Below are 12,216 nucleotides of genomic sequence, written 5' to 3'. Positions count from 1 at the left end.
GTGTTCGGGTTAGGAAGCGGCGGCGGTGGCGATGATCGGCACAATGGCCGCCACGATGCCGGCGAGGCCGCCGCCGACCAGCGGACCCACGACCGGGATCCAGGAGTAGCTCCAGTCCGAGGAGCCCTTGCCCTTGATCGGGAGCAGCGCGTGGGCGATGCGGGGGCCGAGGTCACGGGCGGGGTTGATGGCGTAGCCGGTGGGGCCGCCGAGGGAGACGCCGATGCCGACCACCAGGAGGGCGACGGCCAGCGGGCCGAGGCCGGAGGGGGTTCCGCCGAAGGTCAGGATGACGAAGACCAGGACGAAGGTGCCGATGATCTCGGTGATCAGGTTCCACGGGGTGGAGCGGATGGCGGGGCCGGTGGAGAACACACCCAGCTTGCTGGCGGGTTCGGGCTCGGCGTCGAAGTGCTGCTTGTGGGCCAGCCACATGACGACGGCGCCCAGGAAGGCGCCGAGCAGCTCGCCACCGAAGTAGGTCAGGGTTGAGCCGAAGTCGACGGCGACGCCGGGTGCGTACTCCTTCTTGCCGTTGAGCAGCAGTCCGAAGGTCACGGCCGGGTTCAGGTGCGCGCCGGACTTGACGGCCACGAAGACACCGGCGAAGACGGCAATACCCCAGCCCCAGGTGACCATCAGGAACCCGCCGTTGTTGCCCTTGGTGCCTTTGAGCGCGACGTTGGCCACAACGCCGCAACCCAGCAGGGTCAGCATTGCGGTACCGAATACTTCGGACAGGAAAACTATTCCAAGAGACATCTTTGACTCCTCTATTTTCTGTTGTCGTCCCTCGCGGGTGGAGGGGACGTGTGGCCGGCAGCGGTTTCACGCTGCCGGCCGGCAACTGCCTTCGGGCCCGTCGGGCCCTGGTGGCAGCCTTCGCGGCCGGGGGAAAAGTGCCCCCGGCCGCTCAAGTGTTAGGCAACCAGGCTGTGGACCTGGACGCCGTGGAAGCGTTCCAGCACCTCCTGGGCGTGGGTGATTTCGGCGCTGCGGGTGGCGGCGTCCCAGCCCAGCGGGCCGGACAGGACGTCGGCGACCTCGTTGAGCAGTTCGCCGGTGACCAGGCCGCGGAACGCCAGCGAGGTGCGGCGGATCAGCACGTCGATCAGGTGGCCGATCTGCTCGTTGCGGGCCATGAACTCCAGCTCGCGGACGCTCAGCTCACGCGTGGAGCGCAGCATCCGGTCCTCACCGGCGTCGAGGAACTCCATGACGGCCTCGGCGCGGGTGCCGTAGCGGGTGAGCAGGCCGGCGGTCCGGTCCGCGTCGCGGCCGGAGGCCATGTGGGCCTTGATCCAGCGCTGCACGCCTTCCTCGGACTCGGGGAAGCCGGCGCCGCCGCCGATCGCCATCTTGGCGGTGGAGACCTTGCGGCTGCGGCCCAGTTCGGCCAGCACGTCGTTGCTGAGGTGTTCGGCGAGGGCGCGGAACGTGGTCCACTTGCCGCCGACGAGGCTCAGCACCACCGGGCTGCCGTTGCCGCCGCGGCGTTCGATGCGGTAGTCGCGGCTGACGAAGCCGGGCTGGGTTTCGTCGTGGCGCGGCAGCGGGCGGACGCCGGAGAAGGTGTAGACGATCTGCTCGCGGCTGACCGGCAGGTCCGGGAAGACGTGGCCGATCAGGTCGAAGAAGTAGTCGATCTCGGCGTCGGTGCAGACGGCGTCCTTGGCCATGTCGGCGTCGATGTCGGTGGTGCCGACCAGGACGCGGTCACCCATCGGGTAGATCAGCACGATGCGGCCGTCGGTGTGCTCGAAGAAGATCTCGCGGCCCTGGCAGGCTTCGAGCAGTTCCGGGTGGTCCAGCACGATGTGCGAGCCCTTGGTGCCGCCCATGAACTTCGACGCGGCGCCCATGGCCTCGTTGGTGAGGTCCACCCAAGCACCGGTGGTGTTGACCACGACGTCGGCGGTGAAGTCGAAGACCTCGCCGGTCAGTTCGTCACGCAGCTGCACGGAGCCGGACTTGCCGTCGGCCGCGGTGCCCATGGAGACGAGGGAGAGGTAGTTGCTGGCGCGGGCGCCGTTGCCGCCCGCCTCGCCGGCCTTCTCGCCGTCCTGGAGCACGTCCAGGGTGAGGCGCTCCGGGTTGTGCACAGAGGCGTCGAAGTAGGTCGCGGCGTACTTGATGCCGGGGTGGAGGCGGGGCAGCTCGGCCAGGGCGTTCTTCCGGCCGCGGAACTGGTGCCGGGGCACGGTGCCGCCGTCGCGGGAGAAGAAGTCGTACATGGTCAGGCCGGCCTTGATCAGGAAGGCGCCGCGCTCGGTGTGCTTGCCCTGCTTGTGGGTGAGGAACCGCAGCGGTGCGGCGAGGATGCCGGAGAAGGTGCTGAAGATCGGGATGGTGGTCTGCAGCGGCTTGACGTAGTGCGGGGCGATCCGCAGCAGGCGGTTGCGTTCGACCACGGACTCCTGCACCAGGCGGAACTCGCCGTTTTCGAGGTAGCGGATGCCGCCGTGGATCATGTGCGAGGAGGCGCCGCTGGCCCCCTGGCAGAAGTCGCCGCGCTCGACGAGGGCGACGTCGACGCCCTGGAGCGCCAGGTCCCGGAACGTCCCGACTCCGTTGATGCCCCCGCCGATGATGAGTACCTGTGCGTGCGGACGGTCCCGCAGTTGCTGCACCGATGTGCGCTGCTGACCGGGGGCCGGATGACCGGAACTGACCTTGTTTCCCAACACTGCTCCTTGGGGCTTGACGCTGCGCGGCGCGCCTCTGGCACGACGCCGTTCATGACTATTCTTTGGAGTAATGGAAAATGGAGTCAAGCACTATGCACAAACGTGCAGAAGGGAGCCGCAATGTCGCCGACGCGCCAGTCGGACGCCCTCCGGGCGGCCCAGTTGTACTACCTCCAGGACCTGACCATGGACGCGATCGCACGGGAGCTTCGGACCTCGCGTTCGACCGTCTCGCGGTTGCTCTCCGCGGCCCGGGAATCGGGCCTGGTGCAGATCCAGATCCGCAGCCCGTTGGACACCGGACCGGAGCTCGCCAGCCGGATCAAGGCCGAATACAAGGTGGACGTCCACGTGGTTCCGGTGGTGGACACCCTGAACGAGGCGGAAACCCTTGACCGGGTGGCCATGCAGGCCGCGCGGACCATCGGCCCGCTGGTTGATTCGAACGCCATCATCGGTGTCGCGTGGGGATCCACGCTGAGCGCGGTCAGCCGTCACCTGACCCGGAAGATTACGCACGACAGCATCATCGTCCAGCTCAACGGCGCCGGAAACATGCAGACCACGGGCATCACCTACGCCTCGGACATCATGCGCCGCTTCGGCAGCGCCTACGGCGCGCGGGTGGAACAGTTCCCGGTGCCCGCGTTCTTCGACCACGCCGCCACCAAGCAGGCCATGTGGAATGAGCGCAGCGTGCAGCGCATCCTCCAACTGCAGGCGCGGATGAGCATCGCCATTTTCGGTGTCGGATCGGTCGACGCCGACTACCCCAGCCACGTCTATGCCGGCGGCTACCTCGACGAGGACGACCTCAGCATCCTGGCCGGGTCCGACGTCGTGGGCGACGTAGCGACCGTGTTCTTCCGCGCGGACGGCTCCTCCGACGGCATCACCCTGAACGAACGCTCCACCGGGCCGGACCTGGCGCAGCTGCGTCAGGTCCGGCGGCGGATCTGCGTGGTCTCCGGCGCCTCCAAGATCAATGGACTGCGCGGCGCCCTGGCCGCGGGGCTGGCGACGGACCTGATCCTGGACGAGGCCAGTGCCCGGCGGCTGGTAAGCACCGAGGGGCTCGGCTGAGGCGGAGAGAACGCCGGAGAGGCCGGGGTACTAGGTAGAGTCGTTGCTATGAGAATGACGCCGCGGGTGACGCTGAACAACGGTGTGCTGATGGACCGCCTGGGATACGGGATGTACAAGGTGCCGCCGGCCGACGCCGCCGGGCTGGTGACCATGGCCCTGGAGGCCGGCTACCGGCACTTCGACACCGCCGCGATGTACCGCAACGAGACCGGCGTCGGCAAGGCGATTGGTGCGCTGGCAGCGTTCGACGGCGCCACCGGCGGCTCCGGGGAGCGGCACCCCCGGCTGACGCGTGAGGACCTCTTCGTCACCACCAAGCTGTGGAATGACGATCAGGGCTACGACGCGACGCTGCGGGCTTTCGACACCTCGATGGCCAAGCTGGGCCTCGAGTACCTCGACCTTTACCTGATCCACTGGCCCTGCCCCGGGCGTGGCCTCTACACGGACAGCTACCGGGCGCTGGAGACCCTCTACCGGGAGGGACGGGTCCGCGCGATCGGCGTGTCCAACTTCCAGCCGGCGCACCTTGACCGGCTGCTGCAGGGCGCCGAGGTGGTCCCCGCGGTGAACCAGATCGAGCTGCACCCGTGGCTGCAGCAGGCCGAACTGCGCGAACTTCACTCCTCCCTGGGGATCGTGACGGAAGCCTGGAGCCCGCTGGGTCGCGGCCAGGTCCTCGAGGACCCGGTGGTGACGGAGATCGCCGCCGCCCACCGCCGCTCCCCCGCGCAGGTCATCATCCGGTGGCACCTGCAACTGGGCAATGTGGTCATCCCGAAGGCCAGCTCCTACGCCCGGATCCACGAAAACCACGACGTCTTCGGGTTCGAGCTGACGACGGCTGACCTGGACGCCCTCGCCGGGCTGGAGCGAGGCTTCCGCTCCGGGTCAAATCCGGACAACGTCAACTGACGCCCCGCCGCCTGCACCCCACCACAGGCCCCCCACCACAACGAATGGAACTCGTGGCGACCCAGCCCCCTCCCCCGCAACCGCTCCTCAGCGCCGCCCTGCAGAACCGCGCCACCGCCTCCACCGTGGACCTTAACGGGACCCGGGTGGCGTACTGGACGTATGAACCCGTGCAGGAAACCCTGGACACCCGCACCATCCTGGTGATCCACGGCTTCCGCGGCGACCACCACGGCCTGCTCCGGGTGGCGGACCAGCTCCCCGAGATGCGCCTGGTCATGCCCGACCTGCCGGGCTTCGGCGTCTCCGGTGCCCTTGCCGCCGGTGCGCACAGCGTGGAGGGCTACGGGCGGTTCGTGGCCGACTTCATGGCCGCCCTGGGGCTGGGACCGGAAACGGTGCTGCTGGGCCACTCGTTCGGCTCGATCATCACCAGCCACTTCGTCGCCCATCACCCGGACGCGGTGTCCGAACTGATCCTCATCAACCCGATCGCGGCGCCGGCCCTGGAGGGCCCGAAGGGACTGATGACCAAGGCCGCGGTGCTCTACTACGAGGCCGCGGCGCGGCTCCCCCGCCGGCTGGGGAACGCCCTGCTGCGCAACCAGCTGATCGTGCGGGTGATGAGCGAGACCATGGCCAAGACCAGGGACAAGCGCCTGCGGCAGTTCGTCCACGCCCAGCACACCGCCTACTTCTCCGCCTTCGCGGACCGGGACAGCCTGCTGGAGGCCTTCAAGGCCTCGGTGGGAAACAACGTGGCCGAGGTCGCCGAGCGTCTGACGCTGCCGGTGTTGCTGATCGCCGGGGAGAAGGATGAGATTGCCGCCCTGCCGGACCAGCACAAACTGCTCCCCCGCCTTCCCGACGGCACCCTGGACGTGATCCCCGGCGTCGGACACCTGATCCACTACGAGACCCCCGAACCCGCCGCCGGTTTCATCCGCCGCTTCCTGAAGGACCACGCCGCGTGAAAATTCTCATCGACGCCCGCTTCACCCGGCTGGACCACCACGACGGCATCAGCCGCTACGGTTCCAGCCTGATCGCGGCCGCCGCCAAGGTGGCCGACGTGTCCATGCTGATCAGCGACACCCGCCAGCTCGCGCTGCTGCCGGACGTGCCCTACACGCTGATCAACAGCCCGCTCTCCCCGGCCGAGCTGTTCGTCGCCCGGAAGGTCAACACGCTGGGGGCCGACGTCGTCGTCTGCCCGATGCAGACCATGGGCAGCTGGGGGCGGAAGTACGCGCTAATCCTGACCCTCCACGACCTGATCTATTACGAGCACCCGGCTCCCCCCGGCTTCCTGCCGGCGCCCGTCCGGGTGCTGTGGAGGCTGTACCACAAGGCGTTCTGGCCGCAACGGGTGCTGCTCAACCGGGCCGATGTCGTGGCCACCATCAGCGCCACCACCGAGGCGCTGATGGCCAAGTACCGGCTGACCAGGCGCCCGGTGCGGATCGTCGGGAACGCACCCCAGCCGGGGCTGACCCCTCGTGATCCCGGCGCCGGGGCCGAGAAGACGCTGCTGTACATGGGCTCGTTCATGCCCTACAAAAACGTTGAGACAATGGTCCGCGGCATGGCGGAGCTGCCGGAGATGACGCTCCACCTGCTGAGCCGGATTACGCCCGAGCGCCGTGCCGAGCTGGAGGCACTGGTGCCCGCGGGCGCCAACGTGGTGTTCCACAACGGGGTCACGGACGAGGAGTACGTAGCCCTCCTGGCCCGGACCACCGCGCTGGTAAGCCTGTCCAAAGCAGAGGGCTACGGGCTGCCGCTGGTGGAGGCGATGTCACATGGGACGCCGGTGATCGCCAGCGACATCCCAATTTTCCGCGAGGTGGGTTCGGACGTGGTCAGCTACGTGGATCCATCCTCGCCGGCCGACTTCGCGGCCGCCGTCCGCGATCTGGAGGATCCGGCGCTGTGGAAGGACCGGTCCGTGCGGTCCGTGCGCCGGGCCGCGGAGTTCAGCTGGGACGAATCTGCCCGCCGGCTCCTCGCCGCGGCGGAGGAGGCGGTGGCGCTGCGGGAGCAGGGCCGACGACGGCGGTAGGGCCTCGGTTGGTGGCGTTGCCGGGCGCGGGCTGATCTAGCGGCGGATCGCTACGCGAAGTGAGGGACCGCTTGCCAGGAACAAAGCCAGGGCCGCAGCCGCGATCAGGCTGATGAACCCGCTCGCTATAAGTCCGAGTATCAGCCCTGGAGGGGTGAAGCCTGCTTCATTCAGCCGGGTGAGGGCCAATCCATCGAGGACTACGAACGCCAGCAGGCAGCCGATGACTCCGAAGACCCATCGGCGCGTCGACGCCTCTGCTTGCGGCCTGCGAGGAAGGTGGACGAGCCGCAACCCTCCCACGGCTACAGCCTGCCAGCAGGCAATGGCGCAAACGCCCCAGACAAGTGCGGGGGCGGCGAGCGGAACTGCTTCCGGAAAGAGGGCAACGGCCCTCGCCACCGCCGCCGGCAAGTGCCATACCTGAACCAGCATCAATGCGCCCAGTACTGCCGAGAGCCCTACGTTGACGGCCAGCAGAGTGCCGGGATGCCGGCCGCCGTCGTCCACTTCACTCGTCCGCATCGATGTCACCGCCCTTTAACTTTTCCCGGTTACCCGCATCAGCGCGGATAAAGTTCACGTATATGGCTGATTCCGGCGCTCCGGGAGCGAACCGAAGCCGACTGCGTTGCTCTCCGAAGTGTGAGCGACTCTACGCCCGCCGTCGCTGGGTGTCATGACCCCATCCTTGCACGAGGGCGGCGCAACGGGGACGAGCGTACCGATCGAGCAGGAGCCTGCGCTCATGAGTCCAGCAGTCCCGTGGCAACGAAAGCCCGGTGGTAGATCTCCCTCATGACCTTTTGTTTGCGTGCGTTGTACTGCATCGAATGCTCGCCCGAGGAAAAGGCCTCCGCTGCCGCTTGTTGTTTGGCTGCCGCGTAGAGATCACGTTCATCGGGATTGGCGCGCAGCCAGTCGCGGAAGATCCGGTGCTTCACCGTTTCTGGGCTGTCGTAACCGAAAACGTGCAGATGGCAGGCGGGCTCACCGTGCCGAAGTACTCGATGACCAAACCACCAAGGTTCCCGGATGCGCAGCTCGAAACCCCCATCCAGGAGGGCCGGGACGTACGCCCGCTCATTATTGGGGTCCGCAACGACAAGATCGATGTCGATAATGGCCTTCGCCGGGAGCATTGGAACAGCGGTTGAACCGACGTGCTCCAGTTCCAGGACGCGCCAGCCCAGCGCCCGTCGGACTCGGTCCTCAAGGTGGCGGAACTGGTCGGGCCAGATCGCCTTCGACTCGACGACATCGACGTCAGGCGAAGGGCCGGCGTCGCCCACATAGGGCGACTGTCCCTCGGGGACGGGGGGATCGTGGAAAGTAACGATGTCATGGGTGGAGGGCATCCGGCCATTATTGCGCGGCCCCGATTCCGCGGGATGGACCGAGACCGATCATGTTGTGCGTTAGCGGACCATGCGGGCATCGGTAATTTTCGGCGCGCCCGGATCTTGCTGCTCCACGCCGTCGAACTCGAAGCCGTTGCGACGGTAGAAGGCCACCGCACGTGGATTGTCCTTTGCGACCCACAGCATGGTCGGAGCGTTTCCTGCGGTGGTGTCAAGCAGTGCCTGTCCAACCCCAGTGCCGTGATGGGCCGCGGCCACATAGAGGCAGAACAATTGGCGGTCGCGGGGAAGTTCCTGATCACCGGGGCCAAAACTGGGCCCCGTCATCGCGAACCCTATGATCTGCTGTTGGTCGCCCTCGGCGATCCGGACGCACCGATCCCCGCCGGGGTTTCCGAGAATGTGTTCCCACATCCGCTGGCGCCCCTGGACATGCCGTTCCGTAAAGAAGACCTCAGAAAGCAGATGCGAGTACGTCTCCCGCCACGTCTCCACGTGCAATACGGCGATGCGGTCAGAGTCGGAGAGAGTGGGCTGGCGCAACGAGAACGACATCACCACATAATGCCAGAGCATCCCTGCGAAACAGACGCAGCCCGGGTGTCACTCAAAACGTGTGGACGGCAGCGCGGAGCTTCTGCCGGTCAGACCGAACGTCGCGACGACGGCCCCGAGGGCCAGAACCAGGCTGAGTCCCAGCATGACGAAATACTCCGGCGCCGGCCAGGTGAGCCGATACGAGTCATCGAGGTACGTAACCATCAGCCAAGCGACGACGCAGCCAAGAGTTACAGAGATTAAGACAACGGTCAGGAGAGGGACGGCGGCTTCCCGGGCGATCACACGGCGCAGGACTGACGCAGGCATCCCCATCAACCGCATGAGCCCGAGTACCCTCCGCCGGTCCAGCATGGCTGAGGCCGTGGCGACTGCCAGCGAGATCCCAGCAATGACGATCGAAAAGAACATACCGAGATAGGCGAGAGCTGCCAGGCCCTGAATCAGGCGTCCCGACGACCGCAGCGTGATATCCGACGGGGACTCTGCCGGCGCGGCCGTCACGCCGGAAGTGTTCAAGACTGTCCTGGCTCGGTCCACCGCTGCGGGGGTGCCGTCGGTAGCGATCACGACGACGACAGGAACCAGGCCATCCAGCGTGCCGGTGGGTGCCGCGGTCAATTCGAGGGGCTGCACCGACCAAGAATAGAAGAACGACCCATCGACGGCGACCGTGTCCACAGCCGGGAATTCTCTGAATCCGAGCGCCGCCGCGGCCCCCGCAGGAAAGTAGATCTCGCGGGCGGCACCCCTCTCGGAGAGGGCCGCCGGCCCGTAGCCGATGACAGCACTCCTGATCCCGGAGGTTTCTTCGGCCCGCCGAACGGTTTCAACGACCTGGTCAGGCTTCGCTCCGGTGGCGATCGTGGCGCTGAGGCTGCTGGGCTGCATCAGGCCCGGTGTGGCCGGTGGCGTCTTAGGCGAGGCGACGACACTGGCGCCGCCGGCAAAGACCGAGACGACGAAGACGGCAACCACCAGACCGGACACCGAGCGGAAGGTCGCAACCGGGGTCCGTTGGATCCGGCCAGCGGCAATCACTCCGTCCGCGGTCCGCGCCCCCTTCAACGCCAGCCCGCTCACCAGCCGGGTCAGCCAGGGACCAATGGCGACGATGCCGACCAGGACAAGGAGAAAGCCGGCGATGAGAAGCAGTGAGGACACCCGCATCAGAACCGCCTCACCACTCCGGTCTGCGAGGATGGCCGCGGCCAGGGCAGCAAGACCGGCCGCGGCAGGCACGGCCCGCCACACGGCGGGCCTTTTTTCATGCGCCGCCCTTGTCACACCCAGGGGTCCGATCCCGGCACGAAGGGTGCGGTGCCCGGCAACGAAGGCCGAGGCCACAACGACAACGACAACGACGACGACTGCTGCCATCCACCCGGTGCTTAGATCGGTGACGAACATTCTGCTGCCGTTGACGGGTATGAGCGCTGCGGCGGGCCGCAACGCTACCGCCAATACCGTTCCCACAGCGGCCCCGATCAGACTCGGGACCGCGGTCTCAACCGCAGCGATCGTGGCAACGACGCGCGGCGACGCGCCGATGACGCGCAGGCTCGCGTAACGCTCCCTCCGTTGGGCGGCGCCGAGACCGGTAACGATGCTGATCAAGAGCAGCACGGGGAAGAGCACAGCCAGTGCGCCCACGCAGAGCACGGTGTTGTAAGCCGCTGCGCTCCCGCCGTAGGGATTCCTGGTGAAGTCCGAGATTAGGACGGCCCTGCCGTTCTGGCGGAGTTCGGCTTCCGTCGCTCCCCTGACGACGACCAGGGAGTCTGGACCAGGAAGAGCAGAATCGTCAATGACCCCTGCGAACTTCCCGAAACGGCTGCCCAGCTCGTCGCCCGGTGTTATGTCGATGAGGTGCTGCAGCGCCGGAGACGCAACATAATCGCCCGGTTCCGGCGGTTTGCCCACACCCGGGATGCCAACAGTGGTGCCGGCGAGAGCAGCGACGTCTCTCCGCTCAATCAGGTGGTCCCGAAAGATTTCACTCCCGTTGGGTTCAACAAGAACCGTGCCGGCGGTCAGCTGCACCGGCACCGGCGGGCTGGGAGAGCTGGTGTCACCGCTTGGCCCGGCTACCGCGGACGGTTGGCCGGTCTCGCGCAGCCAGGCGCCGCGGTCGTCGCGCGCGGTCAAGCCGTTGGCGCCACCCCACAGTAGGAGGAGAAGGCATACCCCGACGGCGGTTCCGCCGACGATTCCGGCCAGCCGACCGAAGGAGGACCGGCTGCCGAGGCTGGCCATCCTGAGCACCGCGTAGTTCATGCGGTCACCCGATAGCCGGTGCCTACGACGCCGTCGCGCACCACCACTTCCCGGTCTGCATACGCCGCGGTGCGCGCGTCATGGGTGATGAGGACCACCGTGGTGCCGGCTTCCCGGACCAACTCAAGCATCAGCGCCAGCACGTTTTCGGAGGCTAGGGAATCCAGGGCCCCGGTTGGCTCATCGGCAAAGAGTACGGCGGGGGAGGTCACCAGCGCACGTGCGACGGCGACGCGCTGGGCCTGCCCTCCGGAAAGTTCCCCTGGCAGCTTGGCGCCCAGGCCCTGTAGACCGAGACGATCCAGGAGTTCCGTGGACTTGTGCAGGGCTTCCCTGCGTTTGGTACCGGAGAGGAGCAGGGGCAGGCTGACGTTGTCCGCCGCGGAGAGCTCCGGCAGCAACTGGCCGAACTGGAAGACGAAACCGAAGTCCGTCAGCCGCAACCGTGAACGGTTTGATTCGCTCAGAGAACTAATGACCAGCGGCTGTCCGTCGGCGGGACGATAGGTGACCGTCCCGGCGTCGGGTGTCAACACCCCTGCGAGGCAGTGCAGGAGCGTGGACTTTCCGGATCCAGACGGACCCATGATCGCCAGCACCTCGCCCGCTTTGATGTCCAGGTCGATCCCGCGCAGGGCCTCCGTTTGGCCGAAGGAGTGCCGCAGGCTTCGGGCACTGAGGATGATGTCCACATTCCTAAGGGTGCTCATGCGCTGTGAAGCTCCTTCTTGAGTCGGGTTAGGCGGGCGCTCGTGTGATCGATCCAGCGCAGGTCGGCCTCGATATGAAACAGGCCGTGGTCGCAGACCAGAACGTGCAAGAGGTCCGCATCCTGTTTCATGCGGGTCAGTTCGCGCATGCGGGACATGTGCTCCCGTCGCTGCACATCGAGCAATCGGTCGGCGTCGTCGTCGAGCAGCAAAGCAATGACGGTCTTGGCAAAGAGTTCACTCTGGAGCGACCCTGACGGTACATCCGGCGTGAAGAGCCACTCCCGAACCTTGTTTTGGCCGGCCAGGGTGATTTCATACTTTTTGCGGTCCGGACCGCCTCCGGTTTCTTCGCCGAGGGCCCGGATGAGCTCGTCCCTGACCATGCGGGAAAGCGTCGAATAGACCTGGCCGAAAGCAAGCGCCTTGCCGGAGCCGAAATAGCGGTCATAGGAGTGCTTGAGGTCGTATCCGTAGCTCGGTTCACGACTGAGTAAGCCCAGCAAGGTCAGCGAATTATTCACGCCTCTATCTATACACCGAGTGTATAGAGCTTGCGG

At 66.7% G+C, this 12,216-nt stretch carries 12 protein-coding genes; 4 read left to right on the top strand and 8 right to left on the bottom strand.

Annotation, left to right across the window (positions count from 1 at the left end):
* Positions 1 to 9: 9 nt before the first annotated feature.
* Both ABC337_RS16610 and ABC337_RS16605 read right to left on the bottom strand, forming a co-directional pair.
* Positions 10 to 762 carry an MIP/aquaporin family protein gene (locus ABC337_RS16610; protein WP_290257767.1) on the bottom strand — a complete coding sequence of 251 codons (753 nt, stop codon included), beginning with the start codon at positions 760 to 762 and terminating at the stop codon, positions 10 to 12.
* Between the two features lie 158 nt (positions 763 to 920).
* On the bottom strand, positions 921 to 2,684 hold the full coding sequence (locus ABC337_RS16605; RefSeq protein ID WP_412893311.1) for a glycerol-3-phosphate dehydrogenase/oxidase: 1,764 nt from the start codon (positions 2,682 to 2,684) through the stop codon (positions 921 to 923).
* Between the two features lie 123 nt (positions 2,685 to 2,807).
* Here ABC337_RS16605 and ABC337_RS16600 point away from each other — a divergent pair, with 123 nt between their 5' ends.
* The 4 genes from ABC337_RS16600 to ABC337_RS16585 are packed head-to-tail and all read left to right on the top strand — an operon-like array spanning position 2,808 to position 6,750.
* A complete protein-coding gene (locus ABC337_RS16600) occupies positions 2,808 to 3,770 on the top strand; it encodes a sugar-binding transcriptional regulator (RefSeq protein ID WP_412883020.1) in 963 nt (320 codons plus the stop codon).
* 48 nt (positions 3,771 to 3,818) lie between these two features.
* On the top strand, positions 3,819 to 4,688 hold the full coding sequence (locus ABC337_RS16595; RefSeq protein ID WP_412883021.1) for an aldo/keto reductase: 870 nt from the start codon (positions 3,819 to 3,821) through the stop codon (positions 4,686 to 4,688).
* A gap of 44 nt (positions 4,689 to 4,732) precedes the next feature.
* Complete coding sequence (locus ABC337_RS16590; protein ID WP_412883022.1) at positions 4,733 to 5,662, top strand: alpha/beta fold hydrolase; 930 nt, start codon at positions 4,733 to 4,735, stop codon at positions 5,660 to 5,662.
* The gene (locus ABC337_RS16585; RefSeq protein WP_412883023.1) at positions 5,659 to 6,750 is read left to right on the top strand and encodes a glycosyltransferase family 4 protein; all 1,092 of its coding nucleotides are present in this window, start codon (positions 5,659 to 5,661) and stop codon (positions 6,748 to 6,750) included. Before ABC337_RS16590 ends, ABC337_RS16585 begins: the two co-directional genes overlap by 4 nt.
* A gap of 36 nt (positions 6,751 to 6,786) precedes the next feature.
* On the opposite strand, the gene ABC337_RS16580 is transcribed toward ABC337_RS16585, so the two are convergent.
* From ABC337_RS16580 to ABC337_RS16555, 6 genes are all read right to left on the bottom strand, one after another.
* Positions 6,787 to 7,260: a DUF2975 domain-containing protein gene (locus ABC337_RS16580; RefSeq protein WP_412883024.1), complete on the bottom strand. Its 474-nt coding sequence runs from the start codon at positions 7,258 to 7,260 to the stop codon at positions 6,787 to 6,789.
* A 236-nt stretch (positions 7,261 to 7,496) separates the two neighbouring features.
* Positions 7,497 to 8,108, bottom strand: a complete 612-nt coding sequence (locus ABC337_RS16575; RefSeq protein WP_412883025.1) for a GrpB family protein — start codon at positions 8,106 to 8,108, stop codon at positions 7,497 to 7,499.
* Positions 8,109 to 8,168: 60 nt separating this feature from the next.
* Positions 8,169 to 8,666 carry a GNAT family N-acetyltransferase gene (locus tag ABC337_RS16570; protein ID WP_412883026.1) on the bottom strand — a complete coding sequence of 166 codons (498 nt, stop codon included), beginning with the start codon at positions 8,664 to 8,666 and terminating at the stop codon, positions 8,169 to 8,171.
* A 48-nt stretch (positions 8,667 to 8,714) separates the two neighbouring features.
* On the bottom strand, positions 8,715 to 10,946 hold the full coding sequence (locus ABC337_RS16565; RefSeq protein WP_412883027.1) for an FtsX-like permease family protein: 2,232 nt from the start codon (positions 10,944 to 10,946) through the stop codon (positions 8,715 to 8,717).
* Positions 10,943 to 11,656, bottom strand: a complete 714-nt coding sequence (locus ABC337_RS16560; RefSeq protein WP_412883028.1) for an ABC transporter ATP-binding protein — start codon at positions 11,654 to 11,656, stop codon at positions 10,943 to 10,945. The genes ABC337_RS16565 and ABC337_RS16560 overlap by 4 nt, the downstream gene beginning before the upstream one ends.
* The gene (locus ABC337_RS16555; protein ID WP_412883029.1) at positions 11,653 to 12,180 is read right to left on the bottom strand and encodes a helix-turn-helix transcriptional regulator; all 528 of its coding nucleotides are present in this window, start codon (positions 12,178 to 12,180) and stop codon (positions 11,653 to 11,655) included. The genes ABC337_RS16560 and ABC337_RS16555 overlap by 4 nt, the downstream gene beginning before the upstream one ends.
* Between the last annotated feature and the right edge of the window lie 36 nt (positions 12,181 to 12,216).

It is taken from the genome of Arthrobacter phoenicis, assembly GCF_047238215.1.
In the GTDB taxonomy this organism is placed as follows: Bacteria; Actinomycetota; Actinomycetes; order Actinomycetales; family Micrococcaceae; genus Arthrobacter.
The sequence above is the reverse complement of the archived record's forward strand: the minus strand, read 5'-3'. Positions and strand labels throughout refer to the sequence as shown.

Bases quoted from the DNA above. Each gene is read 5' to 3' on its own strand.
- ABC337_RS16610 (WP_290257767.1), bottom strand. From the start codon at position 762: ATGTCTCTTGGAATAGTTTTCCTGTCCGAAGTATTCGGTACCGCAATG.
- ABC337_RS16600 (WP_412883020.1), top strand. From the start codon at position 2,808: ATGTCGCCGACGCGCCAGTCGGACGCCCTCCGGGCGGCCCAGTTGTAC.
- ABC337_RS16595 (WP_412883021.1), top strand. From the start codon at position 3,819: ATGAGAATGACGCCGCGGGTGACGCTGAACAACGGTGTGCTGATGGAC.
- ABC337_RS16590 (WP_412883022.1), top strand. From the start codon at position 4,733: ATGGAACTCGTGGCGACCCAGCCCCCTCCCCCGCAACCGCTCCTCAGC.
- ABC337_RS16575 (WP_412883025.1), bottom strand. From the start codon at position 8,108: ATGCCCTCCACCCATGACATCGTTACTTTCCACGATCCCCCCGTCCCC.
- ABC337_RS16570 (WP_412883026.1), bottom strand. From the start codon at position 8,666: ATGTCGTTCTCGTTGCGCCAGCCCACTCTCTCCGACTCTGACCGCATC.
- ABC337_RS16565 (WP_412883027.1), bottom strand. From the start codon at position 10,946: ATGAACTACGCGGTGCTCAGGATGGCCAGCCTCGGCAGCCGGTCCTCC.
- ABC337_RS16560 (WP_412883028.1), bottom strand. From the start codon at position 11,656: ATGAGCACCCTTAGGAATGTGGACATCATCCTCAGTGCCCGAAGCCTG.